14 protein-coding genes are annotated in these 16,021 nt (G+C 44.7%); 3 read left to right on the top strand and 11 right to left on the bottom strand.

Annotated features, from left to right (window positions below; genetic code table 11):
- Position 1: 1 nt before the first annotated feature.
- Together CTY48_RS00880 and CTY48_RS00875 are read right to left on the bottom strand one after the other, a co-directional pair.
- Positions 2-1,762 carry a CocE/NonD family hydrolase gene (locus tag CTY48_RS00880; RefSeq protein WP_099466632.1) on the bottom strand — a complete coding sequence of 587 codons (1,761 nt, stop codon included), beginning with the start codon at positions 1,760-1,762 and terminating at the stop codon, positions 2-4.
- Between the two features lie 15 nt (positions 1,763-1,777).
- Positions 1,778-2,029, bottom strand: a complete 252-nt coding sequence (locus CTY48_RS00875) for an acyl carrier protein (protein ID WP_099466631.1) — start codon at positions 2,027-2,029, stop codon at positions 1,778-1,780.
- Positions 2,030-2,246: 217 nt separating this feature from the next.
- Between CTY48_RS00875 and CTY48_RS00870 the strand changes: the two genes are divergently transcribed.
- Entirely contained in the window at positions 2,247-3,776 is a 1,530-nt protein-coding gene (locus CTY48_RS00870) for a PucR family transcriptional regulator (protein WP_180272603.1), read from the top strand.
- Positions 3,777-3,785: 9 nt separating this feature from the next.
- Here the strand turns inward: CTY48_RS00870 and CTY48_RS00865 are convergent, their stop codons facing one another.
- From CTY48_RS00865 to CTY48_RS00825, 9 genes are all read right to left on the bottom strand, one after another.
- The gene (locus CTY48_RS00865; protein ID WP_099466629.1) at positions 3,786-4,967 is read right to left on the bottom strand and encodes an electron transfer flavoprotein subunit alpha/FixB family protein; all 1,182 of its coding nucleotides are present in this window, start codon (positions 4,965-4,967) and stop codon (positions 3,786-3,788) included.
- A 16-nt stretch (positions 4,968-4,983) separates the two neighbouring features.
- The gene (gene etfB, locus CTY48_RS00860; protein ID WP_099466628.1) at positions 4,984-5,769 is read right to left on the bottom strand and encodes an electron transfer flavoprotein subunit beta; all 786 of its coding nucleotides are present in this window, start codon (positions 5,767-5,769) and stop codon (positions 4,984-4,986) included.
- Positions 5,770-5,797: 28 nt separating this feature from the next.
- The gene (locus CTY48_RS00855) at positions 5,798-6,937 is read right to left on the bottom strand and encodes an acyl-CoA dehydrogenase family protein (protein WP_099466627.1); all 1,140 of its coding nucleotides are present in this window, start codon (positions 6,935-6,937) and stop codon (positions 5,798-5,800) included.
- A gap of 12 nt (positions 6,938-6,949) precedes the next feature.
- Positions 6,950-8,536, bottom strand: a complete 1,587-nt coding sequence (locus tag CTY48_RS00850) for a class I adenylate-forming enzyme family protein (RefSeq protein WP_099466626.1) — start codon at positions 8,534-8,536, stop codon at positions 6,950-6,952.
- A gap of 26 nt (positions 8,537-8,562) precedes the next feature.
- The gene (locus tag CTY48_RS00845) at positions 8,563-9,336 is read right to left on the bottom strand and encodes an acyl-CoA dehydratase activase (RefSeq protein ID WP_099466625.1); all 774 of its coding nucleotides are present in this window, start codon (positions 9,334-9,336) and stop codon (positions 8,563-8,565) included.
- 15 nt (positions 9,337-9,351) lie between these two features.
- Complete coding sequence (locus CTY48_RS00840) at positions 9,352-10,590, bottom strand: CaiB/BaiF CoA transferase family protein (protein ID WP_099466624.1); 1,239 nt, start codon at positions 10,588-10,590, stop codon at positions 9,352-9,354.
- A 22-nt stretch (positions 10,591-10,612) separates the two neighbouring features.
- On the bottom strand, positions 10,613-11,734 hold the full coding sequence (locus tag CTY48_RS00835) for a 2-hydroxyacyl-CoA dehydratase subunit D (protein ID WP_099466623.1): 1,122 nt from the start codon (positions 11,732-11,734) through the stop codon (positions 10,613-10,615).
- Entirely contained in the window at positions 11,731-12,969 is a 1,239-nt protein-coding gene (locus CTY48_RS00830) for a 2-hydroxyacyl-CoA dehydratase subunit D (RefSeq protein ID WP_099466622.1), read from the bottom strand. Before CTY48_RS00830 ends, CTY48_RS00835 begins: the two co-directional genes overlap by 4 nt.
- 141 nt (positions 12,970-13,110) lie before the next feature.
- The gene (locus CTY48_RS00825; protein ID WP_099466621.1) at positions 13,111-13,788 is read right to left on the bottom strand and encodes a GntR family transcriptional regulator; all 678 of its coding nucleotides are present in this window, start codon (positions 13,786-13,788) and stop codon (positions 13,111-13,113) included.
- A gap of 275 nt (positions 13,789-14,063) precedes the next feature.
- Between CTY48_RS00825 and CTY48_RS00820 the strand changes: the two genes are divergently transcribed.
- A complete protein-coding gene (locus tag CTY48_RS00820) occupies positions 14,064-15,413 on the top strand; it encodes a 4Fe-4S dicluster domain-containing protein (protein WP_099466620.1) in 1,350 nt (449 codons plus the stop codon).
- A gap of 14 nt (positions 15,414-15,427) precedes the next feature.
- The gene (locus CTY48_RS00815; protein WP_099466619.1) at positions 15,428-15,967 is read left to right on the top strand and encodes a BMC domain-containing protein; all 540 of its coding nucleotides are present in this window, start codon (positions 15,428-15,430) and stop codon (positions 15,965-15,967) included.
- Positions 15,968-16,021 lie beyond the last annotated feature (54 nt).

The following is a 16,021-nucleotide window of genomic DNA, read 5'->3' as shown; positions in this document are numbered from 1 at the left end:
CCTAGCGGTATACATAGCTTCCCGCAACATATCTTGGCGGTATAACCGGAACCTGAATAAAGGATTCATATTCTCCGCCTGTGTGGATAATATGCTTACCCTTGTTTTCCGCATCCCATGCAAGCGGCTCAAACCAACCCTCACGGATGTATCTTCCTGCAACCTGAATGCGAAGCTTTTGTCCTTTATGCCAGATACGGGCACTTGGAACAATTGCGATATCAACCGGCACAATTTCACCTGTCTTTAATTTCTCAACGCTTTTTCCGCTTCTCACCGGATTAAAGCTTGTGGACAATTTTTCATCCAATTCGCGGCAGGATACACGGATTTTTCCCCATGCTCCCGGATGAGGCTCATCCAAGGTATTCCAAGGAAGGAATTCACCCTTTTCATCTGCCTTCTGTATGTTGACAAACATATCCATGTCGTCATGACCGTCTGCCTCCACATAGAGACGAAGGAACATATAACCGGTCAATTCAGTATCTTCCGTAAATTCCATATCAAATACGGCTTCCTCTGTGTTTGCATCATAAGATACTTTGGACACTGTTGAAACAGGAGCATCCTGCATCGTCATTTTGGCGGCATCTAAATAGTATCTCTTATATTCGGTTCTGCTCAGAGGGAATGCATCCTCCGCTCTTCTCACCTGATAATCACAATCGTAAGCATCCATAATGTCCACTCTTACCTTTGGAGTCATTTCCCAGCCATTGTGAATTTCCTTTAAATATCTGTCGTAGAATCTTTTTAAATCTTCCAGATTTTCAGGCATATAGGTATCTGGCCACTCAAAATCTCTGTGCATACGAAGCCATTTTCTGCGTGATTTACATTTGCGGAATGCCTTTACAGACCCCATCAAATGGAAGTGTGAGAAACCTGCTGTCTGATAAACCGGAATACGAACCTTTGAAAAATCAGGGATTTTATCTTCCCAGTATCCGTTCATCAAAGGATATTTACGTGCCATCGCAACCTGATCATCCACACCGTTTGGTCCGGTTACCTGTGCCGCGATAAACTCGTTAAAGCTGAGTGCCGGAATTCCGCCCTCAAACAATGACTCTCTGTAAAGGTCTGTCGTACACTCCCAAGGTGCGATACAAGCTAAATGAGGAGGCTGCTCTGCCGCAATTCCCCACTGATGCATGGCAACGCCTGAGTTTCCAGACATACCAACCTTGCCGTTACACCACTCCTGTGTTGCAATCCACTCTACAAAATCATAGCCGTCCTCTCTGTCTTGATGGGTAAACATATGTACATTTCCCTCTGAATGTCCTGCACCTCTGACATCCACGTTTGCCACAGCGTAGCCCTGGTGGCACCAATATGCCGGATCCGGTGATTCAAATTTAGCCATTTTTGATACGGTATGAGGCGGAACACCCATAATCTGCCACTCTGACATGCCATCACCCGGACGTTTTCCGAACCAGCTCCAAGAAACGATAACCGGAATTTTTGTCGTCACATCTGCCGGACGATAAATATCACAATAGATTTTTACACCGTCACGCATCACAACCTCAGTATCCTGCTCACATATAATTCCCGGTGCCGCCTCATAGGTTCTCTGGTTAAATGCAGGGCAAAAACCCTGCCCCATTCTTGCCATCGGGTCGTCACTTGCTGATAAATCGATTTCACCCTGTTCTGCTACCGGCTTTCTTGCCACACGATAGATAGCCTCTATCTCTTCTCCTTTGAAAACTTCCTTCTGTGTGAAAAATTCACCTTTTAAGTCTGCCATTTTTCTTCCTCCCGCTTATTCGTTTTCTACTAAATCAAGTACATAGTCAACAGCTTCTCCGATTGTAGCTTTTCTTCTGAAATTCATATAAGGAATTTCCACATCAAACTCATCCTCTAAATATGTGGTAATCTGGGAATAGTGTACGGATTTTGCATTCAAATCCTCCACAAATCTCATATCCTCTGTTACTTCCTCCGGCTTCTTGCCAAAAAGAGGTGCTCCTCTCTCGATTAATTTTTCTTTAATGCTATCTCTTAATTCCATTTCAAAACCTCCTATTTAAATTAAAACACAATTATAAAATTTATTAGCTGCAAGCATTCAATCTGCTAATTTGTGAACTTTTTTAGTATATTTTACAGATTTATTGCTTTTTACATTTCTATTATATATAATTTAACTAATCGAAACAATGTACCCAAAACCAAAATTAGTGATTTTCAAACACGTATATTGTGTTACAACACAACAGGAGAATACTATGAACCTTTCAAAGCTGATCCATAAATTGAAAAACAGCTCTTTTACATGGGCTTCCAACACCAATTCCAATGAGGAAATTTATAACTGCCTGATTTTAGACGAAAACAATGTGCCAAAACCGAACTATCTCTATCTCTGTACCCCAAAAACCTTATCAAAGGATTTTGACAGCATGGGCTATAATTTCCTGTGCCTGATTTCTGCTCCCGACGAGCAGCTTTCCTACCGTTTTCACAATGCAAACCTAATCTACGTGACCGCCCCCGGCACCCTGATGGCATTGAAGGAGCAGGTGGATTTTATCATTTCCGATTACAATGTCCTTTCCGGCAATATGTACAAGCTGATGCAGGTCATTCACTCCAATTTCGGAATTCAAGCGTTGATTGACACTGCCTATGAGATACTGCAAAATCCTATTCTGCTGGTGGATTCCAGCTATAAGATTTTGGCTTCTTGTCAAAACGTAGTTTACAACCGACCTGATTTGGAGACGCAAAAAGAGCTGGGCTATATCGTTGAAAGCAATATTTTGGCGATGAAGCAGGCAAAACTGTACGAGCGGGCAAGAGAGAAACGCTATCCTTATTACAACAAGGAAAAGGATGCCAAGGAGGGCTGGATTACGGCACTCGTCTATATTTACGGCATTGAGTCCGCGCACATTGCAGTCAATGACAGCAATCGCCCCTTCACAGACAATGATTTTGAATTTGTAGATTTCCTTTGCAAACTTGTCTCGCTGGAGCTTCAAAAAAGCGATTTTTACAGAACAAACGAATCCTTGATGCACAGCTTTTTTCTCTCTGAGCTTTTGGACAACCATATGCGGGATATGCCCACCATTTTACGGCGTGCTCAGAGCCTGAACTGGAATTTGACGGAATATCTTAGAGTTTTGACCATCACAGAGCAGACAATGAACATTTTTGATAAAAAGGCACAGCTTATCGCAAACCAGCTTCATAAAATATTGCCAAACAGCCATTGGATCATTTATGAGGGGCATATCGTGTTCCTCGTATGCCTCGCAGACCCTTCTGCTGCCGCTCTTGTCAAAGAGAATACCCTTGTCGACTTTTTAAAAATCAACAAGCTGGCAGGCTCGGTAAGCCGCTGCTTTCACAGCCTGATTGATACGAGGCGTTTTTATCAGGAATCGCTTGCTGCTTACCAGTTCGGGCAGCGGTTTCATCCGGAAGATTCTCTGCATTTTTACACTGACTATCTCTGCCAGCATATCGGCGGCATCCTGGCGGAACAGTATCCGCTAAGCAGCTTCTATCATCCGGGTGTTATAAAAATGAAGGAATACGATGCTTTGCATAATACAAATCTTCTTATAACATTAAAGGAATATTTGACCTACCCTGACACCCCAGCCGTGGCTGCCCAAAATCTATTTATCCATAAAAATACCCTGTTTTACCGTATGGCTAAAATAAAAGAGCTCTTCACCTTGGATTTATCCGACGGTGAAGAGCGGTTAAAAATTCATTTAACTCTAAAATTTATGGAGCTGGAATAAAGGAGCACATCAGCTCTCCAGTTCCTCCAATATAGCCGGAATAACTTTATACAGGTCGCCCACAATACCGTAATCGGCACACTCAAAAATAGGTGCCGCCTCGTTTTTATTGATGGCGATAATATAATCGGAATCCTGCATACCGGATAAGTGCTGAATCGCGCCTGAAATGCCACAAGCAAAATAAATTCTTGGCTTTACGGTTGTTCCGGTCTGTCCTATCTGGTAGGAGTGCTCAATCCATCCTGCATCTACACAAGCTCTGGAAGCCGCAATGCTTCCTTCAAGCTTATCTGCAAGCTTTTGAAGAAGTGAAAACCCTTCTGCTCCGCCAAGTCCCATACCGCCTGCCACAATGATTTCCGCATCGGTAAGTCTCACAGCCTCTCCTGCCGTTTTCACAATTTCAAGCACCTTTGTTCTGATATCCCCTTCCTGAAACGCTACGGTAAGTTCTATCGTCTCTCCTGCACGGTTCGCATCATATACGGCTTTGTCCATAACGCCCGGTCTCACGGTGGACATCTGCGGGCGGTGGTTCGGACATACAATCGTTGCCATCAGATTTCCGCCGAATGCAGGTCTTGTCTGCTTTATCTTTTTATCTTCCGAATCTATTTCAAGCCTTGTGCAGTCTGCGGTCAGACCTGTTCCGCATTTTACCGCAAGACAAGGTCCAAGGTCACGCCCGATATGGGTTGCCCCAAGAAGAAGTATCTCCGGCTTATACTGCATGATTGCCTCATAAATCACCTTTGTATAGGCATCGGTTCGATAGTTTTTAAGCTCAATGTCGTCTGCCACATATACCGTATCTGCACCATAAGCAATCAGCTCCTTGGAAAGCTCAGAAATCTCATGTCCGCAAAGTACGGCGCACAGCTTTGTTCCAATCTCGTCGGCAAGCTTTCTTCCTTCTCCCAAAAGCTCAAGTGCCACGGGCATAATACTTCCTTCTCTTTGCTCCGCAAATACCCAGACACCCTTGTAAGCGCTTAAATCTGCTGCATTCTTCTCTTCTTCGTCCTTCTCAATCGCATGAAACGGGCAGGCTTCCACACAAGCACCGCAGCTTGTACAGGCATCACCGATTACCGCACATCTTCCTTCCATTGTAATTGCACTGAAAGGGCAGGTTTTTACACACTTGGTACAACCCTTACATTTATCTTTTATAATTCTGACTGCCATCCTTCTACCCTTCTTTCTATAAAATGTGCTTTTCTTTTAATTTTGTCACAAGTGTTTTTGCCATTTCCTTCGTATCTCCGGCAAGCATTTCGCCCTTTCCCTTCGGTTCCGGCGTAAAGGAGCGGAAAACCTGCGTAGGGGAGGCATTTAATCCGCAATCTGCCGGATCAAGCTCCACGTCCTCGTGGTTCCATACCGTTATGTTCTTCTCAAAGGCTTCCATTATCTGATAAATACTCATATAGCGCGGCTTATTCAGCTCTTTCACCGCAGTCAGCAGACACGGTGTCTGTACCTCAATCACCTCATAGCCATCCTCAAGCTGTCTTTGTACCTTTACCTTACCATTTTCAAGCTGAATATCCTGCACATAGGTGACAACAGGCAAGTCAAGTCTTTGCGCTACCTGCGGTCCCACCTGAGCGGTGTCACCGTCAATCGCCTGACGTCCTGCCAGTATGAGATCGATGTTTCCTACTTTTTTAATCCCTGCCGCAATCGTCGTGGAGGTTGCACATGTATCCGCACCGCCAAATGCTCTGTCGCTCAGCAGATATGCATGGTCAGCTCCCATCGAAAGACATTCGCGCAGCATTTCATCCGCCTGCGGCGGTCCCATCGTGATAACTGAAATCTGCGTGTCCGGATTTTTATTCTTGATGGAAAGCGCCGCTTCCAGCGCATTGGCATCATCCGGGTTCAATATACTTGGTACACCATCACGAATCAACGTACCTTTTACCGGATCAATTTTTACTTCTGTCGTATCCGGCACCTGTTTTACACAAACTAATATGTTCATCTCGTTATTTCCTCTCTTCCTTCTTCCCCTACTTCTTCAAAAGCTGTCCTGCAATGACCATCTGCTGTACCTGTGAGGTTCCTTCATATATGGTAAATACCCTGCAATCCCTGTACAGACGCTCAATGCGGTATTCCTTCGTGTAGCCGTAGCCGCCATGAATCTGCAAGGATTTTGCACAAATCTCATTGCACACCTCGGAGGCATAGTATTTTGCCATGGAAGCCGCCATGGAGGCATTCTGGTTTGTATCCTTTAAATATGCCGCATCATAGACAAGATGCTTTGCCGCCTTCAGCTTTGTCGCCATCTCTGCAATCATAAAGCTGATTGCCTGAAAATCTGCTATTTTTCTTCCAAACTGCTTCCTGTCCTTGGCATATTTTATCGCCTCGTCCAGTGCTGCCTGCGCCACGCCGATGGACTGTGCCGCTACTCCGATACGCCCTACATCCAAGGTTTTCATCGCATTTGTAAAGCCCTTGTTTATCTCACCGAGCATATCGCTCTTATGTACGCGGACATTTTCGAGGATAATATCACTTGTTGCACAGCCGATGAGTCCCATCTTATGCTCTGCCTTGCCGCAGGATACTCCCTCCTGCTTCATATCCACGATAAATGCAGAGATTCCTCTTGAGCCCTTGCTCATATCCGTCTTTGCATAAACCACCGCAAAATCAGCGAGAGGTGCCATTGTGATAAAAGTTTTACGTCCGTTTAACACATAGTAGTCGCCATCCTCCACCGCAGTGCTTGTCATACCGCCCGCATCGGAGCCTGCTCCCGGCTCTGTCAGCGCGAATGCCAGTATTTTTTCTCCTGTCACAACAGGTCTTAGATATTTTTCAAGCTGCTCCGGTGTGCCGGACAATTGAAGCGGTCCGCCTGATAAGGAGTTTGGTGAAGACACATAGAGACTTGCCACAGCGCTTACTCTCGCAATCTCCTCCATCACAATAACGTATGCAACCGTATCCGCCCCGGCGCCTCCAAGTTCTTTTGGTATCTTGATGCCGAAAAACCCTGCCGCCGCCATCTTATCTAAAATTTCCTTTGGAAATTCAGCCGTCTCCTCCACTTTATCCAAAATCTCCGGTGTCAGTTCTGCCTCGGCAAATTCCCTTGCCAATTTTCGTATCAGCTCATGCTGCCTTGTAAAATTCATGCTTTTTCCTCCCTAAAGGCTTAATATTGTCTTTTCTTTTTCCTTTATTGCGTGTTCCTTCATCTTCCCTATATCTAACTTCCCATTTGCCTGCAACGGAAATTCCTTGCATTCATATATGTATTTGGGCAATTTATAATCCGGCAGTCGCCGTCTTAAATAGCCTTTCAAATCCTCCAGCAAAAGCACCTGCTCTGCAACAATACAGGCGACAATCTCCTCCTGCACAATTTCAGCCGGTATCCCAAATACTTTTACGTCTTTAATCCCGCTGTATTCCGATATGACTTCCTCAATCTCCTTCGGCGATATGTTTTCTCCGCAGCGAATGATAATATCCTTTATCCGCCCTGTGATAAAAAGATTTCCATCCTCGTCCAGGTGTCCGATATCTCCCGTTTTCAGCCACCCATCCTTACTAAACGCCAAAGCAGTCTCTTCATCTTTCTTATAATAGCCATGCTGCATTACATTGTAGCCTTTAATCTGAACCTCACCGTCCACAAAAGCTGACACAACTTTGCCGCATTTATCCGTAATCCGAAGCTCCATATGCTCCATAACACGCCCGACAGAAACCGCCTTTATCTCTCTGCTGTCCTCACAGAGAGAAAATGTAATACTTGGTGACGCCTCGGTCTGCCCATAGGACTGGTGCAGGCATGGTATCTTCAAAGAACTTGTTATCCTGACATAATCCTGGCTGCGAACTCCCGAGCCTGCAATAATACCGGATTTTAAGCTGCTCAAATCATATTTTTCATAATCCGCATGCTCCAAAAGAGCCAGAAACATGGACGGAACGCCATTTATCACCGTGCATTTGTATGTTTCAATTGCTTCCAATACCTGCGTGGAGCGAAAACCGGGCAGCAGACAGACAGAAGCTCCGCTGCAAAGCCCCGCCAAAAGTCCGGTAGACAGCCCAAAACAGTGAAAGAGGGCGAGTGCCAGACAGATTTTATCAGACTTGCTCCATTTCATAATAGATGCTGCCTGTGCTGCTATATTTAGCATTTGATACTGCGTCAGAAGAACGCCCTTGGGCTGCGCCGTCGTGCCTGATGTAAAAATCATACTTAGGAAATCCGAAGATTTCACTTCGCTTTTATAAACAGCCAGTTTCTGATATTCCTGCTCCTCATATCCCTTTTCTTTCCATAAACCGCAGCTTTTTTCGCCGATTGGTATGTACTTAATATGTGCATGCTCCTTCTGGCACCGCAATTCGTCCGCCATCTCGTTAAAATCCTGCTCTTTATAGCCATCTCCATAGCACAAATACGCAATGTCGGCGTAATTTAACATCTGACAAATCTGCTCTTTTTTGTTGTTAAAGTTAATCAATACACTGACTGCCCCAATTTTTGCGAGTGCGAGATAAGTACAGACCCAGTTTAGACTGTTTGTGCCAAAAAGTCCTACGTGTGTCCCCTTTTTGATTCCCTTCTCAATAAGAGCAATGGCAATACAATCGGTCTGTTCATTTAGTTTCTTCCAGTTCAGCCTGTAAGCTCCAAATTCCAATGCCAAATCATTTGGATTTTGTCTTACATGGTCCGCCATTTTTTTATCTACGGTAATATTTTCTAACTGCATAATGAAGCTCCATTCCCTTCACTGTTCTACACCTTCTCACTTGCAAAAATCGCAGCGCCGTATGCACCCATATACTGGGCATCCTCCGAATAAAAAATCTCTGTTCCAAGCTCCCTTTCAAGCGAGCCTCTCACTCCGCCATTTTTTGCCACGCCGCCGCTCATGCATACCTGATTCTGTATCCCGATTCGTTTTGCAAGACCTGCGACACGGCTTGCAACGCTGCCGCAAATTCCTGCAATCAAATCGGATACATCCACATTTTTTGAGAGTTGAGAAATGACTTCAGATTCCGCAAACACCGTACACGTACTGGATATTTTGACTGGCTCCTTGGCCCTTAGCGCATAACTCTCCAACTCTTTGACCTCAAGCTGAAGGATATTTGCCATGACCTCCAAAAAGCGCCCCGTCCCTGCCGCACACTTATCATTCATAACAAAATTGCTAATGCTTCCCTTATCGTTCAATCGGATTACTTTGGCATCCTGCCCTCCGATATCAATAATCGTCCGGATATCCGGCATCGTCCGGTAAACACCCTTCGCATGGCAGCTTAGCTCGCTCATATTTGCATCTGCCTCTTCAAAGGAGGCTCTTCCATAGCCGGTTGACATAATATAAGCAATGTCCTCCCGCTTTAAGCCTGCCTCCTTTAATACCTTCCCATATGCCCTTGCAGGTCCGTCCGTCCCTGTTCCTGCCTGCACAAGAGCCTTGGCAACAATAATCCGCTGGCTGTCCAGCAATATGCATTTTGACGTTGTAGAGCCAATATCAATTCCTATTGTATAACTCATGACTGCCTCCTACTCCTATCCGATTCTCTTACAGCCTGTCGCTTCTCCCGCCGCAATCATCGCTGTAATCTGCTCCTTGGAATATCCAAGTTTTGCAAGCACTTCTTCCGTATTTTCACCGAGGAAGCCTCCCCTTTCATACGCCGGCAATCCGGTTTCTGCAAACATAACAGGCGTGCGCACCATTGTCCGCTCTTTTCCGTTTGGAAATGTCACCTTGGCAAGAGCGTCAGATCCCCATGCCTGCGGGTCTTCAAGCACTTGATTCCATGTCTGACACACCGCGTAAGGAAGGTCGGCTTCATTCATGATCTTTACAAGTTCATCCAGTGTATAGCTTCTAATCGCATCATCTAAAATATGATAAAATTCTTCCAAATGCTCCTGAAGATTTGTCTGCGGATAAAAACGGCTGTCCTCCGCAAGCTCATTTTTTCCCAGCGCCTTCATAAAGATTGGATAGTGAAAATCATAGCGCGGCATGGAAATTTGTATCCACTGGTTATCCTTTGTCTTATGTGCCACGTTCAATGGATTTGCAATTAATTTACGGCTGATTGGATACTGGGTTGAACTGTCGCCGTACTGATTGCACTGTAAATACAGAGAAATATCCCAAATAGCCGTGTGAAACAAGCTCACGGTAACCTGATCGCCCTGTCCGGTCTCTCTCGCACGGTAAAGCGCCGCCAAAACACCGCTTGCCAGATATATTCCTACCTGATGATCTCCAAAGCCTGCAACCGGAAGCATCGGTGCAGAATCTACGTCATACATCGTTCCCATAATACCTCCGCGCGCAAAATAGGCGGTAAAATCAAATCCCGGAAGGTCCTTATCCGGTCCTTTTTCACCATAGCCGCTCACATAGCCCATAACAAGCTTCGGATATTTCTGCTTCAAAGACTCATAATCAAGCTCTGCTCTCTTCAACGCCGGCTGACGCCAGTTTGTTATAAAAATATCACTCTCGGCGATAAGTTCCTCAAGCACTTTTCTACCTACCTCGGTCTTTGTATTCAGTGTGACACATTTCTTTCCTGTATTTTCTAAAGAAAAACTTGTATCCTCCGCATCACCGTACGGTCTTCCTTCATTTACTGCTGTATAGCGCAAAGGGTCGCCGCTTGGCGCCTCCACCTTGATTACATCAGCTCCTAAATCAGCTAAATATCTGGCGCAGCAAGGTCCTGCGATAAACGTTGCCAGCTCAATTACTTTTACACCCTCCAACGGGCGTTTTATTTCACTCATCTCTTACATCCTCCTGTCAAACTTATCCCGCCATCATTGCGGAAAATGTCTCTATCATCGTTTCTGCCTGCGCATAATCCACCATCTGTCTGTCCACCTCCACTAATAAAAGCGGAATTTCTGCCTGCTCACAGGCTTTTTTCATAAGAGGATAGTCAAACTCTTCCGGGTCACAAAACTTTGTCAGCACAAGAATAATACCCTTTACGTCATATTCCTTTGCTCTCTGAACAATTCTTGCAATCCGCTTCTTATCTGCATCGTACAGCACGGAGCAATGCCCCATCTCTCCAAATTTTTCTGCAAGCCTCAAAAGAGGTGCTTCACCCTGCTTTGTATCAATCCGGTACTGTCTGCTCTCTGCCGCTATGTCATCATCCACAATATGCATGCCATTCTTATCTAGAATTTGTAAGAAGGAGGCGCTGTCCGCAAGAATACCCGTTGTCATAATCCTTGTCTTTTCTTTTGCCGGTGTTTCCTGCTTTAAGGCTTCCACAAGCTTCTTTACAAGCGCTGTGTGCTCCTCCTTTAGCATAAAGTAAGCACTTTTAAATACTGCACTTCTGTCTGTCGCACTTACCTCGGGGTGGTCCGCGAGGGCACTTGATAACTCTCGCATTACACGGTTATGCTCGTTGTATATCGCTATCGTTTTTACGAGCTTTTCCTCGCTAAACGTATTTCCTGTAGTGCGCTCCAAATCCGCAATCACTCTTTCATAGCCCGCACATGTGTAGGCAATGCCGTAGGACTCCCTTCTGTTTTGCGGATAGGTCATCGGAATAAAAGGAATGGAAGGCACCGCGTATTTCCAGTTTTCTCCGAGCACCTTCAGACTGTCACAAAGACTTGGCACCACGATTGCACTGACTCCTTCATAGGTTCCTTTGATACCAAGCTCTACAATGCTTTGCACAATGGAACAGATGAAAGCCGGAAAATAAACCTTTGATTCCTTTAACTCTAAATCAGCTCCCCACGCTCCCATCGGAACAAGATCCATGGCATGAATGATTTCCTCCGGTGTATAAACAGGGGCTGTGAGCACAATTTTCTTTCCCTCTGCCAGATAGCGCTCTTTCTGCTTTTTGGGATTTAACGCAATCTCTTTTAATGTTGTCAATATTTCCTTTGAACTCATTTCGCTGCCCCCTTTCTCTCCTCCATAATTTCTGCAAGCCCCTGCACTCTTGTCTCAAACTGGGCTTCGGAGAAGTTTCTAGGGTCTGCCTGATCCCCGTCAAAGCTCACAACAGGAATATCACAGGCTTCTCCAATTTGGCGGCTCATCTCATACATAAAACCGCTCCACAGCTTGCAGGAACGGTTTGTATGAACCAAAAGCCCTTCCACTGCATTATCCTTGCAAAGCTTAACTCTCTTATCTCTTGCCATCTCCAAATTAATCGCATTCGGAACCTTCGCGTAGGCGCGGCACATATCATCAAAATCCTTGTAAACAAAGCCGAATGCATCTGCGTAAATGGTAGTCACCATATTAATGCCCCTGCTTTTCAATGCGGTCGAGGTGACACGAAGCCATGGCCAACAGGCAATTCCCTCAAACATAATGCGATGCTTCTCTTCCTCTCGGAAGGTAGAAACACCATTTTTATGATTTTCTTCATACTCCTTAAGTAGCGTTTCCATTGCCTCTGCAGCCTCTGCCTTTCCCCTTGCCGTAACCATAACCGCCATATGGTTCAGCAAATCAAAGCCGTTAAAGGGTGATGGCTTATACTTTGCACAAGCTGTTGCCGCAAGCCATGCGCGGCTTGTGCGTCCTGAGTATTCCATAACCTCTTTGTAACGCTCTTCCTTCCATTTCTTTCCAGTTATTTTCTCCAACTGTCTGATTGCAGCAAGAAATTGCTCTCTTATGTAAACCACTTCCGCCTCTGACACCTCGTAGTCAGGGTTAAACGGAATATCAATCATAATCATCGGGATGCTCAATTCCTTTGCCAGATTTTCATACCATTTAATCATACAGTTGCAAATATTGTTGCAACAGAGAAGAAAGTCCGGCTGAGGCATGTTCTGCTCCGGCGCATCCTTTATCTTTGCATAGGCAAGACTGATGCGGGCATAGGCACAAATATCATTTGAGTAGCCGTCGGCTTCACTCACCTCGCACATTCTCTCTCCTGCTCCTCTTGCCGCAATCGCTGCCGCCTGGTTTTCCGGATAACAGACTGCCAGCCCTAATGTCTCAGGAATCTCAACCGGAAAATTGCTGGAACACCAGCCTACCATCTCTCCGGCTTCTTTTGCTGCCTGCGCATCTGCATACGCCTTTGCCGCAATGGCATTCAGCTTATATTTTGCGGAATTCGGATCCGGCGGTGTCCGGTGTTTTTTTACTTCTTCTGCCATAATAAATACCAACCCTTCTTTTTTTCGATTTGGTCGACTTGTATACTTGTCGACAAGTCCTTGTTAAAATAATACCAAACTTTCTTCCCTTTGTAAAGAAGAACCTTTGGTATGGGTATTGGCATTTTTGTCCTTTTCCGATTAAAAGAAATAATATTTTTCTATCTCCTTGAAGCTCTCCCCGTAACGCTTGACGGTATCCAGATGTGTGTGCATGGCAGCCCTCGCCTGTACTGCATCCTTCGCCTTAATTGCGTCCACAATGCTCTCATGCTCGTTGATAAGTTGGTACATTCTATCCGCAGAACGGATTTCAAAATTTCTCCAGCGGCGAATATGAATGTATGGCTCTTCAATTAAGTTGTTGACATTTGCACGCTTTATCTCCTGTAAAATAAAGCCATGGAATTCCGTATCGAGCTGATAAAAGTCGTCACTGTAGCCGCCCTCACAGGAACATTCCTTTTGCAGTGCTATATTTGCCTCAAGTCTTTCACATAAATCCGAGACGTCCTCCAGCTGTACCACTCTTTGAAGTGCCTCCTGCTCGATGGCTTCTCTTAAATAGAGGATATCGGAAATATAATCCATGTCAATCAAACTGACAAAAGTTCCTTTTTGCGGGTAAACATCGATAAGCCTTCTCTGTTTTAATCTGGTCAAAGCCCCTCGAACCATATGTCTGGAAACATTGTATTGCTTGCAGAGCTCGTTTTCACTGATTCCTTGTCCCGGCATATATTCGAGCTTCTCTATTTTTTTGCACATATCTTCGTAAATATCTTCGCTTGTTATTTGCATGCTGCGATGTAAATCCATTTGTTTCCTCCTACGCGTAAATTCGTAAACTTTCTATATTAAATAGGTAAGAATTTTCTTTTTATTTCCTATAATAATGCTATCATATGTTTTTTAGAAAGGCAATGTTTTTTCTACTAATAAAATGTGTGAAAGTCTTGACAAATGGCTCATTTTACGATAACGTATACTTAAATAACAGAAGAAGCAACATCTTTTCTTGTAAGTTTTTCATTGTTTCATTTGGTTTTAGTTGTATTTTCAAAGAAAATAGCACAGGAGAAATGGAGATCACTATGAATTTGATTGAGATAATTAAGGATGCAGGTATTGTCGGCGCAGGTGGTGCCGGATTCCCTACACATATTAAGCTGAATACAAAGGCAGAATATTTCATTGTAAACGCCGCTGAATGTGAGCCTTTGATCGAAACAGATAAATTTTTGTGCAGAACCTTTGCGGATGAACTCGTCAAGGGTATTTTGTATGTTTCAAAGCATTTGGAGGCAAAAAAATCTGTCATTGCTTTAAAAGGAAAATATAAAGCTGAGATAGCTGCACTCAAAGATGCCATTGAAAAAAATAATGCCGACATCGAAATTTTTGAGATGAGAACCTTCTATCCGGCAGGTGATGAGCAGATTATCGTTCAGCAGGTAACCGGAAAAAGTATTCCGGAACGTGGTATCCCGATTGAGGTCGGCGCTGTTGTTGATAATGTCGGAACCGTCATCAATATTTACGAGGCTGTGGAGCGTCAGAAAAAAGTGACAAACAAATATCTCTCTGTCGTGGGTGAAGTAAAAGAACCGATTATGCTCGAGGTTCCGATTGGAACACCGATACGGGAATGTATTCAGGCAGCAAACCCTGTCATTTCTGATTATGCTATTATTCTCGGCGGTCCGATGATGGGACGTGTTGTCTCTGATAATGCTCTAATCGATGAGCAATATGTGACAAAGACAACCGGTAATATCATTGTTTTGCCAAAGGACCATTACTTAATTGAACGTACAAAGGTGACAATTGATCGAATTAAGCACCAGACAAGAAGTGCCTGTATCCAGTGCCGCATGTGTACGGACCTATGTCCAAGATTTCAGATTGGACACCGGATTAAGCCGCATCTTGTTATGAGAAATGTCTGGAGAGAAAGCACCATCACCTCCGACGAGGAATTTGAAAAATGCTACGGAGATGCAGTAAATTGCTGTGACTGCGGACTTTGTGAACTGTTTTCCTGTCCGATGAGCTTATCTCCTCGAAGAGTAAACCAGTACATGAAGGGCAAGTTCCGTGAAAAAGGTATCATGGTAGAAAAAAACATGAATCCGGTAGCAAGGTCTTCTGTTGAGGTCAGCAAGGTTCCGACCGACCGTTTAATCGCCAGATTAAATCTGGGAAAATATAACGGCCTGCATGCGCATGTCTGTCTTAGCTTAACTCCAAAAGAAGTATTTATTCCTCTTGCGCAGCATATCGGCAAACCTGCTGTTGCGACAAAGGCAGCCGGCGACAAAGTATACGAGGGTGAACTAATCGGAAGTGCCGATGAAACGGGACTATCCGCAAATATACATGCAAGCGTAAACGGTACGGTAAGCAGTGTGACACCTGCCGGCATCAGAATAAGTCTTAACTAATGGAGGAATAAAAAATGGCAAATTCAGTTGGTATGATAGAGCTATCCAGCATAGCAAAGGGTATTGAAACATGTGATTCCATGATAAAGGCGGCAGACGTTGAACTTCTTCGTTCTTCCACTATCTGTCCTGGAAAATATATGGTTATTATCGGCGGTGACACGGGAAGCGTCGATGCAGCCATGAAGGTCGGCGAGGAAACTGCCGCACAATTTCTTGTAGATAAATTATTAATTGCCAACATAAGCGACCAGCTTATGCCTGCACTCAGCGGCACCTCACAGGTTCCTACCGAAGGAGCAGTCGGGGTCATCGAATTTTATTCCGTTGCCTCCGCAATTTTAGCCGCCGATGCCGCAGCAAAAGCAGCAGCCATCAACCTGATTGAAATCCGTACCGGCTTTGCAGTCGGCGGCAAGGGATTTGTAACAATGAGCGGCGATGTCAGTGCCGTGACAGAGGCATTGAAGGCTGCCGAGTCTGTCAGTGAGTTGATGATTCACAGCGTTGTTATTCCGAGACCGATGGATAAATTGTATGAGGCGTTGATGTAGAAATATATCAACTGTGACGTCCTAAACCGTTACAAAATATATTAAAAAGAGGAG

Source organism: Konateibacter massiliensis (assembly GCF_900184995.1).
GTDB classification, from domain to species: domain Bacteria; phylum Bacillota; class Clostridia; order Lachnospirales; family Lachnospiraceae; genus Lachnotalea; species Lachnotalea massiliensis.
The sequence above is the reverse complement of the archived record's forward strand: the minus strand, read 5'-3'. Positions and strand labels throughout refer to the sequence as shown.